The organism is Pseudomonas sp. CVAP#3 (genome assembly GCF_018986375.1).
Classification (GTDB): Bacteria; Pseudomonadota; Gammaproteobacteria; order Pseudomonadales; family Pseudomonadaceae; genus Aquipseudomonas; species Aquipseudomonas helvetica.
Genome location: NZ_JAHMSC010000021.1, coordinates 1 through 23,746, shown reverse-complemented (window position 1 = coordinate 23,746; position 23,746 = coordinate 1). Strand labels below are relative to the sequence as shown.

The 23,746-nt window shown below is 59.4% G+C and carries 19 protein-coding genes and 2 pseudogenes; 19 read left to right on the top strand and 2 right to left on the bottom strand.

Annotation, left to right across the window (positions count from 1 at the left end):
- Positions 1 to 43 precede the first annotated feature (43 nt).
- The 17 genes and pseudogenes from rnr to KRR23_RS25295 all read left to right on the top strand — a co-directional run bounded on the left by rnr (position 44) and on the right by KRR23_RS25295 (position 20,457).
- Complete coding sequence (rnr, locus tag KRR23_RS25375; RefSeq protein WP_216744690.1) at positions 44 to 2,674, top strand: ribonuclease R; 2,631 nt, start codon at positions 44 to 46, stop codon at positions 2,672 to 2,674.
- A complete protein-coding gene (gene rlmB, locus KRR23_RS25370) occupies positions 2,671 to 3,438 on the top strand; it encodes a 23S rRNA (guanosine(2251)-2'-O)-methyltransferase RlmB (protein WP_216744689.1) in 768 nt (255 codons plus the stop codon). The genes rnr and rlmB overlap by 4 nt, the downstream gene beginning before the upstream one ends.
- Positions 3,439 to 3,755: 317 nt before the next feature.
- Positions 3,756 to 4,178, top strand: a complete 423-nt coding sequence (gene rpsF, locus KRR23_RS25365; protein WP_054595362.1) for a 30S ribosomal protein S6 — start codon at positions 3,756 to 3,758, stop codon at positions 4,176 to 4,178.
- A gap of 28 nt (positions 4,179 to 4,206) precedes the next feature.
- Positions 4,207 to 4,437: a 30S ribosomal protein S18 gene (gene rpsR / locus KRR23_RS25360; protein WP_002551829.1), complete on the top strand. Its 231-nt coding sequence runs from the start codon at positions 4,207 to 4,209 to the stop codon at positions 4,435 to 4,437.
- Between the two features lie 36 nt (positions 4,438 to 4,473).
- The gene (locus KRR23_RS25355) at positions 4,474 to 5,367 is read left to right on the top strand and encodes a hypothetical protein (protein ID WP_216744688.1); all 894 of its coding nucleotides are present in this window, start codon (positions 4,474 to 4,476) and stop codon (positions 5,365 to 5,367) included.
- Positions 5,368 to 5,386: 19 nt separating this feature from the next.
- Positions 5,387 to 5,833, top strand: coding sequence for a 50S ribosomal protein L9 (gene rplI, locus KRR23_RS25350; RefSeq protein WP_008157007.1), 447 nt, complete (start codon positions 5,387 to 5,389; stop codon positions 5,831 to 5,833).
- 137 nt (positions 5,834 to 5,970) lie between these two features.
- A complete protein-coding gene (gene dnaB / locus KRR23_RS25345; protein WP_019691515.1) occupies positions 5,971 to 7,368 on the top strand; it encodes a replicative DNA helicase in 1,398 nt (465 codons plus the stop codon).
- A 281-nt stretch (positions 7,369 to 7,649) separates the two neighbouring features.
- Positions 7,650 to 9,953 carry a YgiQ family radical SAM protein gene (locus KRR23_RS25340; RefSeq protein WP_216744687.1) on the top strand — a complete coding sequence of 768 codons (2,304 nt, stop codon included), beginning with the start codon at positions 7,650 to 7,652 and terminating at the stop codon, positions 9,951 to 9,953.
- 202 nt (positions 9,954 to 10,155) lie between these two features.
- Complete coding sequence (locus KRR23_RS25335) at positions 10,156 to 11,082, top strand: NAD synthetase (RefSeq protein WP_216744686.1); 927 nt, start codon at positions 10,156 to 10,158, stop codon at positions 11,080 to 11,082.
- Positions 11,082 to 11,519: a hypothetical protein gene (locus tag KRR23_RS25330; protein ID WP_216744685.1), complete on the top strand. Its 438-nt coding sequence runs from the start codon at positions 11,082 to 11,084 to the stop codon at positions 11,517 to 11,519. Before KRR23_RS25335 ends, KRR23_RS25330 begins: the two co-directional genes overlap by 1 nt.
- 174 nt (positions 11,520 to 11,693) lie before the next feature.
- Positions 11,694 to 11,930: pseudogene (locus tag KRR23_RS25325) on the top strand (NAD synthetase); the annotation flags it as partial.
- Entirely contained in the window at positions 11,927 to 12,379 is a 453-nt protein-coding gene (locus KRR23_RS25320) for a hypothetical protein (protein ID WP_216744684.1), read from the top strand. The pseudogene KRR23_RS25325 and the gene KRR23_RS25320, both read left to right, overlap by 4 nt.
- A gap of 213 nt (positions 12,380 to 12,592) precedes the next feature.
- A pseudogene (locus KRR23_RS25315) lies at positions 12,593 to 12,865 on the top strand (YgiQ family radical SAM protein); the annotation flags it as partial.
- Positions 12,866 to 13,011: 146 nt separating this feature from the next.
- The gene (locus KRR23_RS25310; RefSeq protein WP_216744683.1) at positions 13,012 to 13,530 is read left to right on the top strand and encodes a hypothetical protein; all 519 of its coding nucleotides are present in this window, start codon (positions 13,012 to 13,014) and stop codon (positions 13,528 to 13,530) included.
- A 174-nt stretch (positions 13,531 to 13,704) separates the two neighbouring features.
- Positions 13,705 to 16,980: a transglutaminase family protein gene (locus KRR23_RS25305; protein WP_216744682.1), complete on the top strand. Its 3,276-nt coding sequence runs from the start codon at positions 13,705 to 13,707 to the stop codon at positions 16,978 to 16,980.
- An 88-nt stretch (positions 16,981 to 17,068) separates the two neighbouring features.
- A complete protein-coding gene (locus tag KRR23_RS25300) occupies positions 17,069 to 19,555 on the top strand; it encodes a circularly permuted type 2 ATP-grasp protein (RefSeq protein WP_216744681.1) in 2,487 nt (828 codons plus the stop codon).
- A complete protein-coding gene (locus KRR23_RS25295; protein ID WP_216744680.1) occupies positions 19,555 to 20,457 on the top strand; it encodes a transglutaminase family protein in 903 nt (300 codons plus the stop codon). Before KRR23_RS25300 ends, KRR23_RS25295 begins: the two co-directional genes overlap by 1 nt.
- A 291-nt stretch (positions 20,458 to 20,748) precedes the next feature.
- Here the strand turns inward: KRR23_RS25295 and KRR23_RS25290 are convergent, their stop codons facing one another.
- Entirely contained in the window at positions 20,749 to 20,940 is a 192-nt protein-coding gene (locus KRR23_RS25290; RefSeq protein ID WP_054595375.1) for a hypothetical protein, read from the bottom strand.
- Between the two features lie 211 nt (positions 20,941 to 21,151).
- Positions 21,152 to 21,739 carry a TIGR00730 family Rossman fold protein gene (locus KRR23_RS25285; RefSeq protein WP_216744679.1) on the bottom strand — a complete coding sequence of 196 codons (588 nt, stop codon included), beginning with the start codon at positions 21,737 to 21,739 and terminating at the stop codon, positions 21,152 to 21,154.
- 342 nt (positions 21,740 to 22,081) lie between these two features.
- On the opposite strand from KRR23_RS25285, the gene azu reads away from it, so the two are divergent.
- Complete coding sequence (azu, locus tag KRR23_RS25280) at positions 22,082 to 22,528, top strand: azurin (protein WP_216744678.1); 447 nt, start codon at positions 22,082 to 22,084, stop codon at positions 22,526 to 22,528.
- 224 nt (positions 22,529 to 22,752) lie between these two features.
- The coding region (locus KRR23_RS25275; RefSeq protein WP_216744677.1) for a hypothetical protein at positions 22,753 to 23,746 on the top strand (994 nt) is incomplete at its 3' end.

The window sequence follows — 23,746 nt, the reverse complement described above, 5'->3', positions numbered from 1 at the left end:
TATGCCAAACTAACCCGCATATAGACAAGGTGAAAACTCTCTAATGGCCGATTGGCAGTCCCTCGATCCCGAGGCCGCTCGTGAAGCGGAAAAATATGAAAACCCTATTCCTAGCCGCGAACTGATCCTTCAGCACCTTGCTGATCGGGGTTCGCCTGCTAACCGCGAGCAACTGGTCGAAGAGTTTGGTCTGACCACAGAAGACCAGATCGAAGCCCTGCGCCGCCGCCTGCGCGCCATGGAGCGCGATGCTCAACTTATTTACACTCGTCGCGGCACTTACGCGCCGGTAGACAAGCTTGACCTGATCCTGGGCCGTATCAGCGGTCACCGTGACGGCTTCGGCTTCCTGATCCCGGACGACGGCAGTGACGACCTGTTCATGAGCCCGGCGCAAATGCGTCTGGTGTTCGACGGTGACCGTGCGCTGGCACGGGTTTCCGGTCTGGACCGTCGTGGTCGCCGTGAAGGCGTGATCGTCGAAGTGGTCTCGCGTGCTCACGAGAGCATCGTCGGTCGTTACTTCGAAGAAGGCGGCATCGGCTTTGTGGTGGCCGACAACCCGAAGATCCAGCAGGAAGTGCTGGTGACTCCGGGTCGTAACGCCAACGCCAAGATCGGCCAATTCGTTGAAGTGAAGATCACGCACTGGCCGACCCCACGCTTCCAGCCGCAAGGCGATGTGGTGGAAGTGGTCGGTAACTACATGGCGCCGGGCATGGAAATCGATATTGCCCTGCGGACCTACGACATTCCTCACGTCTGGCCTGAAGCGGTGCTCAAAGAAGCCGCCAAGCTCAAGCCGGAGGTCGAAGAGAAAGACAAAGAGAAGCGCATCGACCTGCGTCATCTGCCGTTCGTTACCATCGACGGCGAAGATGCTCGCGACTTCGATGACGCGGTCTACTGCGAAGCGAAACCGGGCAAGCTGCGGCTGTTCTCCGGTGGCTGGAAGTTGTACGTGGCGATTGCCGACGTTTCCAGCTACGTGAAGATCGGTTCGGCGCTGGATGCCGAGTCCCAGGTTCGCGGCAACTCGGTGTACTTCCCCGAGCGTGTAGTGCCGATGCTGCCTGAGCAGTTGTCCAACGGCCTGTGCTCGCTGAACCCGCATGTCGATCGCCTGGCCATGGTTTGCGAGATGACCATCTCCAAATCCGGCGAGATGACTGACTACTGTTTCTACGAGGCGGTGATTCACTCCCACGCCCGCCTGACCTACAACAAGGTCAGCGCGATGCTGGAACAACCGAAAACCACCGAAGCTCGTCAGCTTCGTGGCGAATACACTGACGTGGTGCCGCACCTCAAGCAGCTCTACTCGCTGTACAAAGTGTTGCTGGCAGCCCGTCACGTGCGTGGCGCAATCGATTTCGAAACGCAGGAAACCCGAATCATCTTCGGTTCCGAGCGCAAGATTGCCGAAATCCGTCCGACCGTGCGCAACGACGCGCACAAGCTGATCGAGGAATGCATGCTGGCGGCCAACGTGGCCACCGCTGAATTCCTGAAGAAACACGAAATCCCTGCGCTGTACCGGGTTCACGATGGTCCGCCACCGGAGCGTCTGGAAAAACTCCGCGCCTTCCTCGGCGAGCTCGGCCTGTCCCTGCACAAAGGCAAGGACGGCCCGTCGCCGAAGGATTACCAGGCGTTGCTGGCCGGGATCAAGGATCGTCCGGATTTCCACCTGATCCAGACCGTCATGCTGCGCTCGTTGAGCCAGGCGGTGTACAGCGCCGATAACCAGGGCCACTTCGGCCTGAATTACGAAGCCTATACCCACTTCACCTCGCCGATTCGCCGTTACCCGGACTTGCTCACGCACCGGGCGATTCGCAGTGTCATCCACTCCAAGCAAGACACGCCACACGTGCGTCGTGCCGGGGCGATGACCATTCCGAAAGCGCGCATCTATCCGTACGACGAAGCGGCGCTGGAGCAGCTCGGCGAGCAGTGCTCGATGAGCGAGCGTCGTGCCGACGAAGCGACCCGCGATGTGGTGAACTGGCTCAAGTGCGAGTTCATGAAAGATCGCGTGGGCGAGTCGTTCCCGGGTGTGATCACCGCGGTGACCGGTTTTGGCCTGTTCGTCGAGCTGACCGATATCTACGTCGAAGGTCTGGTCCACGTGACCGCTTTGCCGGGCGATTACTACCACTTCGATCCTGTGCATCACCGCCTGGCCGGTGAGCGTACCGGTCGCAGCTTCCGCCTCGGCGATACCGTTGAAGTGCGCGTGATGCGGGTTGACCTGGACGAGCGCAAGATCGACTTCGAGATGGCTGAAAAAACCATCAGCGCGCCGATTGGCCGCAAGAAGCGTGGCGCAGAGACCTCGGCGCCTGCCGCCAAGACGGCTGCTGAGCCGGCACCGGCAAAAGCCGGTCGTCGCGGTCCGGCGAAGGAAAAAGCCGTCGAAGCTTATCGCCCGAGTGATGCCGCGGCGAAAAACGCCGAAGTGCGCAAGAGTCGTGAAATGAAGCAGGCGTTGCTGGCCGAAGCGAAGAGCGGCGGTAAAGCGGCGTCTGGGGGAAAGACCGGGCGGTCGGCGCCTGAAAAGGCCTCCGGCGGCAAGCCAGCCAAACCGAGTAAACACCGTAAAGGCCCGCCAAAAGCGGGCTCGGCTCCAGCCAAAAGCGGCGGGGCACGTAAATCTAAGGCCAAGTCATGAGTCAGTTGGAAAAAATCTACGGCGTGCATGCCGTAGAAGCGTTGCTGCGTCATCACCCGAAACGCGTCAAGCAGATCTGGCTGGCCGAAGGCCGCAGTGATCCGCGCGTTCAGACGCTGATCGAGCTGGCCAGCGAAAACCGCGTTGCGGTCGGCCAGGCCGAGCGTCGTGAGCTGGATGCCTGGGTTGAAGGCGTGCACCAGGGCGTGGTGGCAGAGGTAAGTCCAAGCCAGGTCTGGGGCGAGGCAATGCTCGACGAGCTGCTCGACCGTACCGAAGGCGCGCCGCTGCTGCTGGTGCTCGACGGCGTAACCGATCCGCACAACCTCGGTGCTTGCCTGCGTTCTGCCGACGCGGCGGGTGCTTTGGCGGTGATCGTTCCGAAAGACAAGTCAGCCACCCTGACTCCGACTGTGCGTAAAGTCGCCTGTGGTGCCGCGGAAGTGATTCCGTTGGTGGCCGTGACCAACCTGGCGCGCACCCTGGAAAAGCTCAAGCAGCGTGGCTTGTGGGTTGTCGGTACGGCGGGGGAGGCTGAGCAGGATCTGTATCAGCAAGACCTGACCGGCCCGACCATCCTGATCATGGGCGCGGAAGGTAGCGGAATGCGTCGCCTGACGCGTGATCTTTGCGACTATCTGGTGCGTTTGCCGATGGCCGGCAGCGTCAGCAGCCTCAACGTTTCCGTGGCTACCGGCGTGTGCCTGTTCGAAGCCCTGCGCCAGCGCGGCGTCAAAGCCGCCGGGTCCGCCAAGAAGTCTTAAGGCGGACACAAATCTAATGTGGGAGCGGGCTTGCTCGCGAATGCGGTGTGTCATTCAGTACAAATGCTGGATGTGATACCGCATTCGCGAGCAAGCCCGCTCCCACAATGGTTTGTGTCGGGGCGAAAAGTTGTGATGTGAACGAGCTGTTCAAATAATCACCAATTGCCTTGCGCCGCTTCTGTCCCTTCTCTACAATTGCGCCCCTTGCTGTGACGGCAGGCACGCATGTGTCCATCGCCGGCAAGTCCATAAGTGTCATTCACTCCTTGTCTGACCGCTTTTGAGCGGCAGGCTACAACCCGTAAGGAGCATTCATGCGTCATTACGAAATCATCTTTTTGGTCCACCCGGATCAAAGCGAGCAAGTCGGCGGCATGGTTGAGCGTTACACCAAGCTGATCGAAGAAGACGGCGGCAAAATCCACCGTCTGGAAGATTGGGGCCGTCGTCAACTGGCCTACGCAATCAACAATGTTCACAAGGCTCACTACGTGATGCTGAACGTTGAGTGCACTGGCAAGGCCCTGGCCGAGCTGGAAGACAACTTCCGCTACAACGATGCAGTGATCCGTAACCTGGTCATCCGTCGCGAAGAAGCCGTTACCGGCCAATCCGAGATGCTCAAGGCTGAAGAAAACCGCAGTGAGCGCCGTGAGCGTCGCGACCGTCCTGAGCACGAAGGCGCTGAAAGCGTTGACAGTGATGACAGCGACAACAGCGATAACGCTGACGAGTAATCCACGGACCTTTTGAGGAGCCTATTACATGGCACGTTTCTTCCGTCGTCGTAAATTCTGCCGCTTCACCGCTGAAGACGTGAAAGAGATCGATTACAAAGATCTCAACACTCTGAAAGCTTACGTATCCGAGACCGGCAAAATCGTTCCAAGCCGCATCACCGGTACCAAAGCTCGTTATCAGCGTCAGCTGGCCACCGCTATCAAGCGCGCCCGCTTCCTGGCCCTGCTGGCCTACACCGACAGCCACGGCCGCTGAGACCGGGCAGTCGACACGTAGCAAAGGATTGAATGCATGCGCGCCATAGCTGAGTTCATCATGCGCGGTCGTATGCAGGCCACTCTCGTAGTGGCTGGATGCGCGGCATTGCCGTTGTTGTACTGGTTGGGTGCTGCCGCCGGGAGCCTTGTGCTGCTGCGGCGCGGATTGAAGGACGCCCTGGGCGTTCTTGCTCTGGGAATACTGCCGGCATTGATCTGGTGGCTGTATTCCGATGATCCACGCGCACTCATGGTGTTGCTGGGGTCTTCGGGCCTTGCGTTGGTTTTGCGCGCAAGTGAGTCCTGGAACCGCGTGCTGCTGGTCAGCATAGCGATGGGATTGGTGTTTTCAATGGTGCTGGGCGCGGCTTACCGCCCTCAGATCGAGATGCTGGCGCAGGAGCTGGTAAAGATCCTGCCGCTGGCCCTCGGTGACCTCTACCAGCAATTGTCGGTAGAGGAGCGAGCGCGTCTCGCCGCCCTGATTGCCCCGGTCCTGACCGGCCTGATAGCGGCCTTGTTGCAAATCGTCAGTGTGCTGAGCCTGATTGTCGGGCGCTACTGGCAGGCGTTGTTGTACAACCCCGGTGGTTTTGGTCGCGAGTTTCGCGCCATCCGAATCCCGCTGGGGCCGGCGATGTTGCTGCTGGCGTGCATGCTTCTGGGGCCGAACTTCGGTTCCCAGCTGGCCATGTTGACGCCGTTGTGCAGCGTACCGCTGGTGTTCGCCGGGCTGGCCCTGATTCATGGGCTGGTGGCTGAAAAGCGACTGGCCAAATTTTGGCTGGTGGGGTTGTACGTAACGCTGTTGCTGTTTATGCAGCTGATCTATCCGTTGCTGGTGGTCCTGGCCATTGTCGACAGCCTGATTGATTTTCGCGGTCGATTGACGCCGAAAGACGTCGATAGCGCGAACGGTGAAGGTTAAAAGTTAAGAGGATTTTCACATGCAACTGATCCTTCTGGAAAAAGTCACCAACCTGGGCAACCTGGGTGACAAAGTGAACGTTAAGGCTGGTTACGGTCGTAACTACCTGCTGCCTTACGGCAAAGCTACCGCTGCGACCGCTGCCAACCTGGCTGCGTTCGAAGAGCGTCGCGCTGAGCTGGAAAAAGCCGCAGCAGACCGTAAAACTTCGGCTGAAAACCGCGCTGCCCAACTGGCTGAGCTGGAAGTGACTATCACTGCCACCGCCGGTGACGAAGGCAAGCTGTTCGGTTCGATCGGCACCCACGACATCGCTGATGCACTGACCGCCTCTGGCGTTGAAGTTGCAAAAAGCGAAGTTCGTCTGCCGAACGGCACCATCCGCAACGTAGGCGAATTCGACGTAGCCGTGCACCTGCACGCTGAAGTTGAAGCCACCGTACGCGTTGTCGTGGTAGCAGCTTAAGAAGTACTTGTCGGCTGGCACCCTTGGGTGCTTGCCGGTAACATCGGGCACGATCCTGTTTACAGGTCGTGCCCTTTGTCTTTCTGCAGTGCCTGATTTTTTACAACCCCTGCTTTTCCTAAAGAACCCAAGTGGCCATGAACGATATCTCCGCTCCTGAGCAATACGATCTGCAAACCGCCGCGCTGAAAGTGCCGCCGCATTCCATCGAGGCCGAACAGGCTGTGCTCGGTGGTCTGATGCTGGACAACAACGCCTGGGAGCGCGTGCTTGATCAGGTCTCGGACGGTGATTTCTATCGACATGACCACCGCCTGATCTTCCGCGCGATCGCCAAGCTGGCCGATCAGAACTCGCCGATCGACGTCGTGACCCTTGCCGAGCAATTGGACAAGGAAGGTCAGACCTCGCAAGTCGGCGGTCTCGGTTATCTGGGCGAGCTGGCAAAAAACACGCCGTCGGTCGCCAACATCAAGGCCTATGCCCAGATCGTTCGTGAGCGAGCGACCTTGCGCCAACTGATCGGCATCAGCACCGAAATCGCCGACAGCGCCTTCAACCCGGAAGGCCGCACCGCCGCCGAGATTCTCGACGAAGCCGAACGGCAGATTTTCCAGATCGCCGAAGCGCGACCGAAAACCGGTGGCCCGGTAAGCGTCAATGACCTGTTGACCAAGGCCATCGACCGCATTGACACCTTGTTCAACACCGACAACGCCATCACCGGCCTGTCGACCGGTTACACCGACCTTGACGAGAAGACCAGCGGCCTGCAACCGTCTGACCTGATCATCGTCGCCGGTCGTCCATCGATGGGTAAAACCACCTTTGCGATGAACCTGGTGGAGAACGCCGTGTTGCGCAGCGAAAAGGCCGTACTGGTTTACTCGCTCGAGATGCCAGGCGAATCGCTGATCATGCGTATGTTGTCTTCGCTGGGCCGGATCGACCAGACCAAGGTCCGGGCCGGTCGCCTGGAAGATGACGACTGGCCGCGCCTGACCTCGGCGGTCAACTTGCTCAACGATCGCAAGCTGTTCATCGACGATACCGCCGGCATCAGCCCGTCGGAAATGCGTGCGCGGACCCGTCGTTTGGTGCGCGAACACGGTGAGATCGGTCTGATCATGATCGACTACCTGCAACTGATGCAGATCCCGGGTTCCAGCGGTGACAACCGGACCAACGAGATTTCCGAAATCTCCCGTTCCTTGAAGGCCCTGGCCAAGGAGTTCAACTGTCCGGTAGTGGCGCTGTCCCAGCTCAACCGTTCCCTCGAGCAGCGGCCGAACAAACGTCCAGTGAACTCCGACTTGCGGGAATCCGGAGCGATCGAGCAGGACGCCGACGTCATCATGTTCGTGTATCGGGACGAGGTGTATCACCCGGAGACCGAGCATAAAGGCATCGCCGAGATCATCATCGGTAAACAGCGGAACGGCCCGATCGGCTTTATCCGCCTGGCCTTCATTGGCAAATACACCCGATTCGAAAACCTCGCGCCGGGCAGCTATAACTTCGACGACGACGAGTAACTGAGCAGGGACTTTGTGGCGAGGGAGCTCGTCGGAACGCCGCACCGCCCCGTTCGGCTGCGCAGCAGTCGTAAATCCTGAATTTGCGGTATCACAGATAAACTATGGGGGCCGCTTCGCTGCCCAGCGGGAGCAAGCTCCCTCGCCACAGGAGCTGTGTTATGCCTCAGGAGCTTGTTGCGAATCCGGCTCTGCAATTTCCGACCATAGCCGTCGGAATTGGTTAAATTTTGTGCTATATTCCGCGCCCGCGATTTTTCATCTCAACACCGGTCATCGTCATGCAAACAGCCAAGCCGTTATTTGACTATCCCAAGTACTGGGCCGAATGTTTCGGTCCAGCGCCATTCCTGCCAATGAGCAGGGAGGAGATGGATCAGCTTGGCTGGGATTCCTGCGACATCATCATCGTCACCGGTGATGCGTACGTTGACCACCCGTCGTTTGGCATGGCAATCATCGGCCGGCTGCTGGAGTCCCAGGGCTTTCGCGTCGGGATCATTGCCCAGCCAAACTGGCAGTCCAAAGACGACTTCATGAAGCTCGGCGAGCCGAACCTGTTTTTCGGTGTCGCGGCCGGCAACATGGACTCGATGATCAACCGTTACACCGCCGACAAGAAAATCCGTTCCGATGACGCCTACACCCCCGGTGGCCTGGCAGGCAAACGTCCGGACCGCGCCAGCCTGGTTTACAGCCAGCGCTGCAAGGAAGCCTACAAGAATGTGCCGATTGTTCTCGGTGGCATCGAAGCTTCCCTGCGCCGCATCGCGCACTACGATTACTGGCAGGACCGGGTGCGCAACTCGATCCTGATCGACGCCTGCGCCGACATTCTGTTGTACGGCAACGCCGAGCGGGCGATCGTCGAAGTTGCCCAGCGTCTGTCCTACGGTCACAAGATCGAAGACATCACCGACGTGCGCGGCACCGCGTTCATTCGTCGCGATACGCCGCAAGGCTGGTACGAAGTCGATTCCACGCGCATCGACCGTCCGGGCAAGATCGACAAGATCATCAACCCGTACGTCAACACCCAGGACACCCAGGCCTGCGCTATCGAGCAGGAAAAAGGTCCGGTTGACGATCCGGAAGAAGCCAAGGTCGTGCAGATCCTGGCGAGCCCTCGGATGACCCGCGACAAGACCGTGATCCGTCTGCCATCGGTAGAAAAGGTTCGTGGCGACGCCGTTCTGTACGCCCACGCCAACCGCGTGTTGCACCTGGAAACCAACCCGGGCAACGCCCGTGCACTGGTGCAGAAGCACGGCGAAGTCGATGTCTGGTTCAACCCGCCACCGATTCCGATGACCACCGAAGAGATGGACTACGTGTTTGGCATGCCTTACGCACGTATTCCGCACCCGGCGTATGGCAAGGAGAAGATCCCGGCCTACGACATGATCCGTTTCTCGGTGAACATCATGCGCGGCTGCTTCGGCGGCTGCACCTTCTGTTCGATTACCGAGCACGAAGGCCGGATCATCCAGAACCGCTCCGAAGAGTCGATCATTCGCGAAATCGAAGAGATCCGCGACAAAGTGCCAGGTTTTACCGGCGTCATTTCCGACCTCGGTGGCCCGACCGCGAACATGTACCGCATTGCCTGCAAGAGCCCGGAAATCGAATCCGCGTGCCGCAAGCCGTCGTGCGTGTTCCCCGGCATTTGCCCGAACCTCAACACCGACCACTCGTCGCTGATCCAGCTGTATCGCAGCGCCCGTGCCTTGCCGGGTGTGAAGAAGATCCTGATCGCCTCCGGCCTGCGTTACGACCTTGCGGTCGAGTCGCCGGAATACGTCAAAGAGCTGGTGACCCACCACGTCGGTGGTTACCTGAAGATCGCCCCGGAACACACCGAGGAAGGTCCGCTCAACCAGATGATGAAGCCGGGCATCGGCAGCTATGACAAGTTCAAGCGGATGTTCGAGAAGTACTCCAAGGAAGCCGGGAAAGAGCAGTACCTGATTCCGTACTTCATCGCCGCCCACCCCGGCACCACCGATGAAGACATGATGAACCTGGCCCTGTGGCTCAAGGGCAACGGCTTCCGTGCGGATCAGGTGCAGGCGTTCTACCCGTCGCCGATGGCCACCGCCACCGCCATGTATCACTCGGGCAAGAACCCGCTGCGCAAGGTCACTTACAAGAGTGACGCCGTGACCATCGTCAAGAGCGAAGAGCAGCGTCGCCTGCACAAGGCGTTCTTGCGTTATCACGATCCGAAAGGCTGGCCGATGTTGCGTGAAGCGTTGACCCGCATGGGCCGCGCCGACCTGATCGGGCCGGGCAAGAACCAGCTGATCCCGCTGCACCAGCCGGCCACCGACAGTTACCAGAGCGCCCGTCGCAAGAACTCGACGCCAGCCGGTAGCCATAAAGTGGCTGGCGAAAAGACCACCAAAATCCTCACGCAACACACCGGCTTGCCGCCGCGTGCCAGCGATGGCGGTAATCCGTGGGACAAGCGTGAACAGGCCAAGGCCGCGGCGTTCGCCCGCAACCAACAGGCCGCCAAGGAACGCAAGGACGCCGCCAAAGGCAAAGGGCCAAAACCTGCGCGCAAGCCAGTCGTGCCGCGTTGATCGCAGCCTAGAAAACAAAACGCCAGCCTCGTGCTGGCGTTTTGCTTTATAGGCGCTGGAGAACTTGTTTGTTAAGGTGGCGCCCATTAATTGCCATCGTAGGCAAGCCAGCTCCCGCAGGGGAATGCATTCCAGATGTGAGAGCCGGGCTTGCCCGCGATGAGGCCGGCATGACCACCCTCCACTTCAAGGAAGAATACCCATGAGCAACCCCTTGCTCGGCATCGGCATGGACTCCAACCGCTCCCAGTTCATGGCGCGCCAGCGCATCGAAAGTGAAATCAACCTGCCGCGTATATTTGCTGCCATCGACGCCGACCCCAGCATCGTCGGCGCAGGGGTGGTGTACATCGATGCCGACTTCAACGTAGTTACCCTGCGTGAGTTCAAGCCGATTTGCAGCATCCAGCCCAAGCGCATCATCGTACGTGAGGCGCAGAAATACGTCGCTCCCGCACAATTCGCTGACCAAGTGGTGAATAACCCGCGAGAGTCGCGACTGATCAGCGAAGCTTTCAACACCACGTTGTCCTGTGGCGGCGCGGTCCTGGGTTGGCTGGTGATGTTAAGTGGCACCATCGCGGTGCCGTTCACCGCTGGCGCCAGTTCGGTCATCACGGTCATTGGCTATGCCAGTGCTACAGCCAGTACGGCGTCATGCCTGATGGGCGCATTTCGCACCCGCAATGAAATCGTCAACCCTGGCATGAATGACTATCTGGATAACGAAGAGTGGTACCAGGCCGCTACCAAGATCATGGACGGCGCCGCCTTGGTCGGTGTGGGCGCGTCTGCGCTGACGACGGTCAAACTGGTCAATGTCGCCCGTGCATCCACCGGTAAAACCCTGCGCCAGGTGCTTAAAGGCCTCAATGGCCAAGAGCGAGAAAAACTGACCAAAGAACTGTTGAAAATTGCCGACCCGCGGATGTCGACCAAAATGCGCAAGCTGCTGCAACTGCGCGGTGACTTGCCCAAGCGCTTCACTCACACCGAGCTCAAGCATTCCACCATCGTACAGTTGGGCGATGCCTTCAGTGCAGGGCTAAGCGTCTGGGGCCTGGCGCGCTCGGATAACCCTAAGCAGCTCAAGACCCTGGCGATAGGCCTGTATGAGGAGTTGGAGTGATGAGTGGTGTTCCGTCGTTAAAACCGTTTTTGCTGGAACATTTCCCATCGTTCATTGGCGTGATTCTCGCGGGTTGCCTCGGTGGCTCTGGCGCAATTTCCTTAGCGGCCAGCACCTATTTCGCCGATGTGCCCATGGCTACGAATGCCACTGTGTCCTGGTTTGTGGTGATATTCGCTGCATTGTTTGTGGTCAACAGCAACTTCCTGATTGTGCGTGGGCGGGCTTGGGCCGTGTGGGGGATGGTGGCGTTTTTCGTGGCGTGCCTGCTGGTGGTATTGCCGACGCTGCAATACCGCCCGCATTGGTTTATCTACAGTGAATGTTTGTTCTGGCCACTGCTGGGCTTGTTGTTGCTCAACAGCAAAGGCTATCGCTCGATGGTGCGCAAACTTGTGGAAGTACGTCGGTTGCGCCAGGCGGCAAAGGCGGGTTGATTGGGTAGATTCACCACCCACCCCTTCAAGTCTAAACATACAAGCCGGGCTTGCCCGCGATGAGGCCAGCATGACCACCCTCCACTTCAAGGAAGAACACCCATGAGCAACCCCCTGCTCAGCATCGGCATGGACTCCAACCGCTCCCAGTTCATGGTGCGCCAGCGCATCGAAAGTGAAATCAACAAAGAACTGTTGACCATCAATGACCCCCGCCTGACATCGAAGATGCTCAAGCTCAAGCAATTGTCGGGCGAGCTACCCAAGCGTTTTACCCCGACTCAACTTAAGCACAGCACCAAGACCCAAATTAAAGATGCCTTAGGCGCAACGGCGGGCTTTGGTGGGAGTGCTTATACGGGCAACGTAAAAACCATCGCATTGGGGTTGTATGAGGAAGTCGGCGAATGAGCGAGCTGATGACGCTTCGTGATTTTTTCAGGCACTACTTCCTTACTTTTATCGGTGGTGTATTTGCGGCCTATTTTTCCTTGGGCTTCGCTACCGCGCTTTCCTTTGCGACCTATTTTCGTGATGCTCCTCTCGCTGGAGGTTTGGGCTTATCAATCATGCTTGCCGGAGCGTTTCTGATCCTGTTAACGGTCCATAGCAATTTCATGATTTTGCGGGGGCGACCGTCTTGGGTGTGGGTAACGGTGGGTATTTACTTCGCGTGCTTTTTGTTTGTGCTTCCAATGATTCAATACAAACCCCACGCTGTTCTTTATGGCTTTGCTTTGGTTTTTCCGCTGTTTGGCCTATTGATACTCAACAGTGCCGTTCAGCGAGATATGCGTATTAAGCTCGTGGAAATCCGCCATCTTCGGCAGGCATTAAAAGCCCAGCATAAAAACCGATAGGTACCACGGCACGGCTCGTCATCTGGGTACTTTCACCACCCACCCTCACACTCCCGCCACAAATATGTGCAACCCTCGCACCACGACGGCAGCCATCGCGCCGTTTTGGTGCTGTACTGCAACGGGTCTTACGATAAAGCGCAATGACCGCCGCTCTGGCATAAGTCTTGCGCGCTTTGTTTCCATGCCCTGGCTCGCAGGAGGCCGCCGTGTCATCAGCCGGCCACCGACAGCTACCAGAGCGCCCGTCGCAAGAACTCGACGCCGGCTGGCAGCCACAAAGTGGCAGGCGAGAAGACCATCAAGATCCTGACCCAGCACACCGGTTCGCCGCCGCGTGCCAGCGATGGCGCCAATCCTTGGGACAAGCGTGAACAGGCCAAGGCTGCGGCGTTCGCCCGCAACCAGCAAGCCGCCAAGGACCGCAAGGACGCCGCCAAAGGCAAAGGGCCAAAGCCTGCGTGTAAGCCGGTTGTACCGCGCTAAGCTTCACTTGAGCTGAACAGAACGCCAACATTCGGGTTGGCGTTCTGCATTCTGTAGAATGGCCGAGTGCCAACCCCGGCGAGACCTCATTCGCCATCTATCACAAGTAAGTGATTGCTCAAGTTTTCAACCCAAGGAAGAACACCGTGGCCCGCCGCAAGAAATCCTCCGCGCAGCAACTCACCGCCGACAAACTCATGCAGTTGAAGTTCGCCCACTGGCTGGCTTGGCAACCCTATGTGCGACGCTATGGTTGGATTCATATCGCGGTCATGATGATGACGACATTCGCCATGTCATTGACCGGTTCGGTCTTCGACGAAGTATTTTTCCCACACGACTATCCGATGATGGAGTACTTCATCTTCGCCATGATGGGAGGTGTCGTGGTGATGTCCGCGTGTCTCGTTGCGCTGATTCGTGGTTACCCCAACGCCGTCTGGGGGTTGTTCACGATGTTGGTGTTTTGTCTGTCCATCACGTTGCTGGCGATGATCGAGGCGAATCATCTGGGGTTTGTCTGGATAGCCGCTGTGCCGTCGCTGATCGGCTTGTACTTGATGAGCACGCGTCGCTACCAGCGTGGGATCAAGGTGCTGCAAGTGGGCGCCCGAATCCGTCAGCGACTCAAACGCCTCGAAGCGAGCCTCAAGCGCGCTCTGTGAGCCCACGCAGCAGCGGCTTGCTACATCTGCGTGCAACAAGCCCGAACCCAATTCCCGCATCGCCCGATTTTGGTGCTGTACTGCCCTAAGCAAATCTGTGAAAGCGCCGGTGCTGCTGGGTGGCATAAGTCTTGCGCGCTTTCGAATACGCTTTAGGCTCGCAGGAGGCACGCCGTGTCGATTCATGTCGCGTTGCACCACGTTACGCATTACCGCTACGACCGCGCTGTCGAGCTCGGTCCGCAGATCGTTCGCTTGCGCCCGGCGGCCCATAGCCGTACGCGGATTCTTTCCTATGCGTTGAAAGTGTCGCCAGAGCAACACTTCATCAATTGGCAGCAAGACCCTCAGGGTAATTACCTGGCGCGGTTGGTGTTCCCGGAGAACACCACGGAACTGCGGATCGAAGTCGATCTGCTGGCCGAGATAGCGGTGTTCAATCCGTTCGACTTCTTCCTTGAGCCCTACGCGGAAAAAATTCCCTTCGCTTATGCCGCAGACGAACAGCGTGAGCTGGCGCCGTACCTGGAAACCCTGCCGCTGACGCCGACGTTCAAGGCCTACCTTGACGGCATCGACCGCACGCCGCTGCCCGCCGTGGATTTTCTGGTGGCCCTTAACCAGCGCCTGAGCGAAGACATCGGCTACCTGATTCGCATGGAACCGGGCGTGCAAACCCCCGAATACACTCTGGAACACGCCTCGGGTTCCTGCCGCGATTCGGCCTGGTTGCTGGTGCAACTGCTGCGCAATCTCGGATTGGCGGCGCGATTTGTTTCCGGTTACCTGATCCAGCTCACCGCTGACGTCAAAAGCCTCGACGGTCCTTCTGGTACCGAGGTGGACTTCACCGACCTGCACGCCTGGTGTGAGGTTTATCTGCCCGGCGCCGGCTGGATCGGCCTGGACGCTACTTCCGGGCTGTTTGCCGGCGAAGGGCATATTCCGTTGGCCTGTAGTCCCGATCCGTCCTCGGCGGCGCCGATCAGTGGCCTGGTCGAACCGTGCGCGTGTGAATTCAGCCACGAAATGTCGGTCGAGCGGATTTGGGAGGCCCCACGCGTTACCAAACCCTACACCGAAGACCAGTGGCTGGCGATCCAGGCGCTGGGCCGGCAGATTGATGCCGACCTGCAAGAAGGCGATGTGCGCCTGACCATGGGCGGCGAGCCGACGTTCGTCTCCATTGACGACCCCGACGGTGCCGAGTGGAACACCGCCGCGCTCGGGCCAGACAAGCGGCGGCTGTCCGCCGAGCTGTTCCAGCGCATGCGCAAGCATTACGGACCCAAGGGCCTGGTGCATTTTGGCCAGGGTAAGTGGTACCCCGGCGAGCAACTGCCGCGTTGGTCGCTGAACTGCTACTGGCGGCGAGATGGCGTGCCGATCTGGCACAACAGCGCGCTGATTGCCGATGAGCAGCAAGACTACGGCGCCGATGGCAAGTTGGCCGGGCGTTTTCTGGCGAGTGTCGCCGAGCGTTTGAAACTGCCTGCGCGCTTTGTGTTTCCGGCCTACGAAGACAACCTCTACTACCTCTGGCGCGAAGGTGCGTTGCCGGTCAACGTCAGCGCTGAAGACTCACGGCTGAGCGACGAACTTGAGCGCGCGCGCCTGCACAAGGTCTTCAGCCAAGGTCTGGACAAGGTGATTGGCCAAGTACTGCCGCTGGCGCGCACCGCCAAGGGCGATCAATGGCAGAGCGGCCGCTGGTACCTGCGTGACAGCCATTGCCGGTTGGTGCCAGGAGATTCACCGCTGGGTTATCGCTTGCCGTTGGCTTCGCAACCGTGGGTGACGGCCGCGGAGTATCCGTTCGTGCACCCGGTCGATCCGAATCAGGATTTGCCGGAGCTGCCTGACGCCGCCAGTTTGCAGGCCCATGGCGAGCCGGCCACCGTCGATGAGCGCGCACCGAAAGTCGACCAGTCCGCCGATTGGCTGACCCGCACTGCGCTCTGCGCCGAGGCTCGGGAAGGGCGGTTGTACCTGTTCATGCCGCCGCTGGAACGCGTCGAGGATTACCTCGAACTGGTCAGCGCCATCGAAGCCACTGCCGAGGAACTGCATTGTCCGGTGTTGCTGGAAGGTTATGAACCGCCGAGCGATCCACGCCTGAGCAACTTCCGCATTACTCCCGACCCCGGCGTCATTGAAGTCAACGTGCAGCCGTCCGCCAGTTGGGACGAGTTGGTCGAGCGCACCGAATTTCTCTACGAAGAGGCGCGTCAGACCCGGCTGACCACCGAGAAATTCATGATCGACGGTCGACATACCGGCACGGGCGGCGGTAACCATTTCGTCCTCGGAGGCGCGACGCCGGCCGACTCACCGTTTCTGCGGCGGCCGGATCTGCTGCGCAGTCTGATCAGCTACTGGCATAACCACCCGTCGCTGTCCTACCTGTTTTCCGGTCTTTTCATCGGCCCGACTTCCCAGGCACCACGGGTGGACGAAGCGCGCAACGATGCGTTGTACGAGCTGGAGATCGCCTTTGCGCAGATGCCAAAACCCGGCGAAGAGTGTGCGCCATGGCTGGTGGACCGCTTGCTGCGCAACCTGCTGATCGACGTCACGGGCAACACCCACCGCGCCGAGTTCTGTATCGACAAGCTCTATTCGCCGGATGGCGCGACCGGACGCCTCGGTCTGCTGGAACTGCGCGCCTTTGAAATGCCGCCCCACGCGCGTATGAGCCTGGCTCAGCAATTGTTGTTGCGGGCGTTGGTGGCGCGGTTCTGGCGCGAACCGTATGCACCGGCCAAGCTGGCGCGTTGGGGCACCGAGTTGCACGACCGTTTCCTGTTGCCGCACTTCATCGAACAGGACTTTGCCGATGTGATTGTCGACCTCAACGCCGCCGGCTATGCGCTGCGCGCCGAGTGGTTTGCCGCGCATCTGGAGTTCCGCTTTCCCAAGGTCGGCGATTACGCGGTCAGCGGCATCGAGCTGGAACTGCGTCAGGCGCTGGAGCCTTGGCATGTATTGGGGGAGGAGGGCTCGGCCGGCGGCACGGTGCGTTATGTCGACTCGTCACTGGAACGTTTGCAGGTCAAGCTCACAGGCCTGGCGCCGCAGCGTTATGTGCTGACATGCAATGGCATCCCGGTACCGCTGCAACCGACCGGGCGGGTCGGCGAGTTTGTTGCCGGCGTGCGGTTTCGCGCATGGCAACCGGCGAACTGCCTGCAACCGACCATCCCGGTACACGCGCCGTTGGTGTTCGATCTGCTCGACACCTGGATGCAGCGCTCGCTGGGTGGGTGTCAGTACCACGTCGCGCATCCGGGCGGGCGCAACTACGACAGCCTGCCGGTAAACGCGAATGAGGCCGAGAGCCGGCGGATGGCGCGGTTCTTCCGCCTCGGCCACAGCCCGGGAACCTTGCCGATGCCAACGCTGACCCTTAACGACGAGCTACCGATGACGCTCGATTTGCGACGTTTCTGAATCAGACACGACGTCCGGATTTTTCGTCTATCCGGGCGTCAAAGGTCTGCGTTAATCTGACTTTTCATTGCTGGCTGCCGAGCTTTCCATGCCTGACCTGCTTGACCGTTACCCGCTTACGCCGGGCACCTATCACGAATTGCTCGACGATAGCGGTGCGGTGCGCCCGCACTGGCGACGGCTGTTCGATCAGTTGCAACGCAGCACGCCGGCGCAACTGCTGCAACGGCAAGCCTTGCTGGCACGGCAGATTCAGGAAAACGGCGTCACCTACAATGTTTACGCCGACCCCAAAGGCGCTGATCGTCCATGGGAACTGGACCTGCTGCCTCATGTGATGGCGGCTGATGAGTGGAAGCAGTTGTCCGCCGGGATCGCCCAGCGTGCGCGTTTGCTCAACGCGGTATTGGCGGATCTGTATGGCCCGCAGCGCTTGATTGCCGAAGGCCTGCTGCCGGCAGAACTGGTGTTCGGCCATAACAATTTTCTCTGGCCCTGTCAGGGCATCCAACCGCCGGACGGGATCTTTTTGCATCTGTACGCGGTGGATTTGGCGCGCACGCCCGATGGGCGTTGGTGGGTCACGGCGGATCGGACTCAAGCGCCATCCGGTGCCGGTTACGCGCTGGAAAACCGCACCATCGTGTCGCGGGCCTTTCCGGAGTTGTACCGTGATTTGCAGGTGCAGCATTTGGCCGGGTTCTTCCGTACCTTGCAGGAAACCCTCGCGCGTCAGGCACCGAGTGCCGATGAAGTGCCGCTGGTGGTGCTGCTGACGCCGGGGCGATTCAACGAGAGCTATTTCGAGCACCTGTATCTGGCTCGCCAATTGGGTTATCCACTGGTTGAAGGCGGTGATCTGACCGTACGCGATGCCACGGTCTATCTGAAAACCCTCAGCGGTTTGCGTCGGGTTCACGCAATCATGCGTCGGCTCGACGATGACTTCTGCGATCCGCTGGAGTTGCGCACCGACTCGGCGCTCGGCGTGCCGGGCCTGCTTGACGCGGTTCGACAGGGGCGGGTGCTGGTGGCCAATGCCTTGGGCAGTGGCGTACTGGAGTCGCCGGGGCTGTTGGGCTTTTTGCCGAAGATCAATCAATTCCTGTTCGGCGAAGAACTGATCCTGCCGTCCATTGCCACCTGGTGGTGCGGCGAGCCTCCGGTGTTGGCACAGGCCCTGGAAAAAATGCCTGAACTGCTGATCAAGCCGGCGTTCCCCTCGCAGAGTTTTGCCTCGGTATTGGGCCGTGACTTGAGTGAAAAACAGCGCCAGGACCTCGCCGAGCGCATGCAGGCACGGCCTTATGCCTATGTGGCGCAAGAACTGGCGCAACTGTCGCAGGCGCCGATCTGGCAAGCCGAAGACGGCCAGTTGCAGCCCCGCGCGATTGGCATGCGCGTTTACGCGGTGGCCAGTCAAGACGGCTATCGGGTGCTGCCCGGCGGCTTGACCCGGGTTGCGGCGGAACCCGATGCCGAGGTGGTGTCGATGCAGCGCGGCGGCGCGAGCAAGGACACCTGGGTGTTGGGCGAGCGAGCGCCGATCGGCGAGCAATGGAAAGCCCAGCGAACCCTCGGTGTACATGATCTGGTGCGACGTGATCCCTACCTGCCGTCGCGGGTGGTCGAAAACCTGTTCTGGTTCGGTCGCTATTGCGAGCGCTGCGACGACAGTGCGCGGCTGCTGCGGATCATGCTCACGCGTTACGTTGACGGCGACGATCCGCAAGCCTTGCAGGCCGCGGTCGATCTCGGTGAAAGCCTGTTGTTATTGCCCGACGAAGGTGAATTGCCCGAGCGTTTGCTGACGGCATTGTGCGGTGATGACTGGGCCTTCAGCCTGCGCTCCAACCTGCAACGCTTGCAGTGGGCAGCCTCCCAGGTGCGCGGCAAACTCTCGCGAGAGAACTGGCAGGCGTTGGTGGAGTTGCAGCGCGATGCCATGGAGCTGGAAACCGAAGAGCCGGATTTTGGCGAGCGGTTGGATTTCCTCAATCGCCTGGTCATGTCGCTCGCGGCGCTGTCGGGCTTTGCGCTGGACGACATGACCCGTGACGAAGGCTGGCGCTTTTTGATGATCGGGCGGCGGATCGAGCGATTGCAGTTTCTTGGCAGCAGCCTGGCCGCGTTCCTGCGCGGCGCCGGGGCTTTCGATCAAGCCGGGCTGGAATGGCTGCTGGAGCTGGGCAACAGCAGCATCACCTACCGTTCCCGCTACCTGGCGGTGGCGCAATTGATTCCGGTGCTCGATGTGTTGCTGCTCGATGAGCAGAACCCTCACGGCGTATTGTTCCAGCTGAAACTGGTGGCCCGGACCCTCAAACGCCTGAACGATGATTTTGGTCTGCCGCGCGATCTGGCGTTGCCTTCGTTGGTCGAGCGTCTGGCGCGATTCGATCTCGGTTGCCTAGAGAACGGGTTGTTCGGCGAAGCCAGCGTCCGCGCTGCCCTCAGTGGATTGGCGGACCTGCTGCAAGAAATCGCCGATGTCAGCAATCAGGTGTCTGATCGTCTCGCGTTGCGGCACTTCGCCCATGTCGATGATGTCAGCCAGCGCACGGTGTCCGTCTGATGAGCGCCCGTTACCAGATTCTCCACGACACCCATTATCACTACGACAGCCCGGTCTCGCTGGCCCAGCAACTCGCTCATTTGTGGCCACGGCACTGCGCCTGGCAGCGTTGCATTGATCAGCAATTGCAGATCAGCCCGGAGCCGACTTCGCGCCGCGATGAGCTGGACGTGTTTGGCAATCCGCTGACCCGGCTGGCGTTTGAAAGGCCTCACGACGAACTGCTGGTCAATGCCCGACTGACCGTCGAAGTGCTGGCCCGGCCGGTGCGCGATTTCAATCAATCGCCGGCCTGGGACATGACCCGTAGCGCGTTGACCTACAGCAGTCAGCCGATTGCTCCGCAGCTAATGGATGCGTGCCGCTATCGGTTCGAGTCGCCGTATGTGCACTTGAAGAGCAGCTTCGTCGAGTTCTCCGAAAGCTGTTTTCCGCTGGGCCGTCCATTGATGCTGGGCGTTCAGGCGTTGATGGAAAAAATCTTCAGCGAGTTCACCTTTGACGCCGAGGCAACTCAGGTCGCGACGCCACTGGTGGAAGTGCTGGAACGTCGGCGCGGGGTCTGTCAGGACTTTGCGCACCTGATGCTCGCCTGCCTGCGTTCCCGCGGATTGGCGGCGCGTTACGTCAGTGGTTACCTGCTGACCCAGCCACCACCGGGCCAGCCCCGATTGATCGGCGCCGACGCATCTCATGCCTGGGTTTCGGTGTTCTGTCCGGTGCTGGGCTGGGTTGATTTCGACCCGACCAACAACGTGCAACCGGCGCTGGAGCACATCACGCTGGCCTGGGGCCGGGATTTCTCCGATGTCTCGCCATTGCGTGGAGTAATACTGGGCGGCGGCAGCCATGACCCGCAAGTGCAGGTGACCGTGATGCCATTGGATGAACGCGGTTCTTGAATGCGCAAGTTTCTTGTGGCGAGGGAGCTTGCTCCCGTTGGGCCGCGCAGCGGACCCAAAACCTGCACGCGCGGCGTATCAGGTAAAACGCATTCGCTGGTTTTACGGCTGCTGCGCAGCCGAGCGGGAGCAAGCTCCCTCGCCACAGGTTCTCAGCCGATCAATGTCGGGTGGGTTGTGCTTTGGGGATTTGTGCAAGTCGATTGTGGAGGCTGTGAGGGTCGGCAGCATGACTGCCGACCCTGGACACAGATCCGGTGGGTTTGATCAGAACATCAAACCCTGTGGGTCTCAGGCGTCGGGCGCCTGATCTTTCGGTGCTTCAACAGCGTCATCAGCAACCACTTCACCTTCTGCATCGGGGTTCAGTGCGCCGGTTTCTTCATCGGCGGCAGCTTTCTTGCGTTGCAACTTTTCCTCTTTCTTCTGCTCTTTGGCCAAGTCTCTTTGACGTTTGGCGAAGGAGTAATTAGGTTTAGCCATGGGCGATCCTCTGGGGTCGAAGGTGAGGTTGAGCGGCGCCTATTCTGCCTTTAAACCGGGGGCAAGGGTTAGGCTCTGTACGAAAACTGCCTGCACGTCGACCAGGCTGCGTTAAAAACAGGCTCGGAATGCTCATTTAGGGGCCTAAACTCCGCTTCCTCGCCTGTTTTTGCCTTGCCTGATCGCCGTTCGGCGAGTTTTCGTACAGACCCTAGCTGGGTTTTTGCCCGGCCCATTTTGGTGCTACCACCGGTTGCCAGGCATCCAGCGCATCCAGCAGATCCTGCGGCGATTCGCTCATTTGCAGCATGTCACGGTGATGCCCGCGAACGAAGCCTTCGCCGACGACATGATCAAGAAATGCAGTGAGTTTGCTGTAAAAGCCGTTCACTTCCAGCAGTCCCAGCGGTTTGCCGTGGTAACCGAGCTGGCCCCAGGTCCAGACTTCGAACAGTTCTTCAAAGGTGCCAAGGCCGCCCGGCAGAGCGATAAACGCGTCGCTCAGCTCGGCCATGCGCGCCTTGCGTGCATGCATGCCGTCGACCACTTCCAGGCGCGTCAGGCCGGTGTGGCCGATTTCCGAGTTCTTCAGGCTTTCGGGGATGATCCCGATCACTTCGCCACCCGCCGCCAGCGCCGCATCGGCCACTATGCCCATCAAACCGACAGCGCCGCCGCCATATACCAGCGTCAGCTTACGCCGGGCCAGCGCCTGGCCGAGAGCGATCGCCGCTTGCCGATACGCCGGGTCAGTGCCGGTGCTGGCGCCGCAAAATACACAAACAGACGCTAAAGACATGCCTTACTCCATGGTCAGTGATGACCCCAGAGTAATGGCTGACCGTAGGCGTTCCAAGGGCTAATCCTCGCTGCGAGGCCTTTCATAGGTACCGCTGGCGCCACAGGCGTAGGCGGCGAGCAAACTGCACAACAGGCTATTGAAGGACATGACAGGCGCTCCAGAGTGGGATGACAAACCGATGATAGGTGCGCGCCAGAGGTCTGGCCGGTTAATTGTTTCGATCAATGTCATAGCCCGAAAGTTGTATACAATTCTTGATTCAGGTCATAGGCACTTGCAGAAATTTCAGGCAGTCTTTATGCCCTACGGATTTTGTTAACCCTGCCTTGGAGATTCACCATGTTTGCCAAACTCGTTGCGGTATCCCTGCTGACACTGGCCAGCAGCCAATTGATGGCTGCAGAGTGCAAGGTCGATGTCGACTCCACCGATCAGATGTCCTTCACCACCAAGGAGATCACCATCGACAAGAGCTGCAAGACCTTCACCGTCAACCTGACCCACTCCGGCAGTTTGCCGAAGAACGTCATGGGTCATAACTGGGTGCTGAGCAAAACCGCAGACATGGCTGGCATCACGACCGATGGCATGGCCGCCGGCATCGACAAGAACTACCTGAAAGAGGGTGACACTCGCGTCATCGCTCACACCAAAATCATCGGTGCCGGCGAGAAAGACTCGGTGACCTTCGATGTATCGAAGCTGACCGCTGGCGAAAGCTACCAGTTCTTCTGCTCGTTCCCTGGCCACAACTCGATGATGAAAGGTGCTGTTGTCCTGAAGTAATCAAGCAGGCCCAGCCGTCATGAAAAACGCCCCTCTGGGGCGTTTTTTCGTTTATGCGCGGGCAAAACCCGCTCACCGCTCTGGCTATGTAATTCCTACCGCTGGTCGGAAACCACGGCCTACCTGTTATTTCTGACAGTGGTCAGCGTCTCGGGGCGAGGTGTTAGATGAGCGCCAGCCCTGCCGCTCATGTTGCGGCGACTCTTGCGAGATGGAGATTGCTCATGACTGCTCAAGAAGACGCCCCAAAAATACACGCTGACCTCCCGGAAACGCCTGAAAAGCCGGGCATCAGGCCGCCGCCGGTTGACGACAACCTGGACCCGATGAAGGTCCACAACGGAGGCGTAAAACAACTGAGGGCAGAAATTAAACGGAGCGCGCAGGGGTTTCGGGAGACCGACGGAGTCGTCGTCAGGTTCAAGGGCTGGAACGCTGATGAAAAGCGCGGTTCGTACACCAGCAATAACGGCGACCCTTTACCGTTTGGGCCAGCAAACCTCAGGGTCTTGAATCTGGATCCTGAGGTCGTTGCTTTTAACCTGGACCAGATAATCAAGGTGGAATACACCGCCTATCGTGACGGCGAAGACCCGGTAACGTCCGAGGTGCTCGAATTGAAGGTGCTCGACCTTGCGCCTGAGGATCTGACGGCGGGGGTGATCTTCGGGAAGGACGATGACGGTACCGGGGACGTACTGGACCTGACCACCGACACCGACGACCGGACGGTGCGCGTTGAGATCTGGCCGCTGATTGCCAAAGGGCAATGGTGCTGGATCGTGCTGAAGGGCAAGAAGGCGGATGGCAACGATTATGAAAGAGAGCTGTTCAAGGACGAGGTCAATGAGGATTGGATCACTCTGGGCTACAAAGAGGTGTCTGTTCTTTACAGTGAGTTAAAGCTGTTGGCCGATGGATCGGTCCTGACGCTTGGGTATAGGGTTGCGTTTGATCAGGTTGATGACGAGAGCAAGGCGAACCTCTCGGAGGTGCGAAGCTATACCGTTAAGGCTGCTGCGGTGGTGAAACCCACGATCGGCGAAGTGACGGACTCCGAAGGCGCGCCGGTCACCAATCCCGGCACGACCAACAAGACGCCGCTGGCCCTTGAAGGCACGGTGGCACCGGGTAAAGATCTTGATATTTACGAGGGCGAGAATCAGTTGGGCGTGGCCACGGTGACGGGGACCACGTGGACGTTTGTTACCGAGGTGT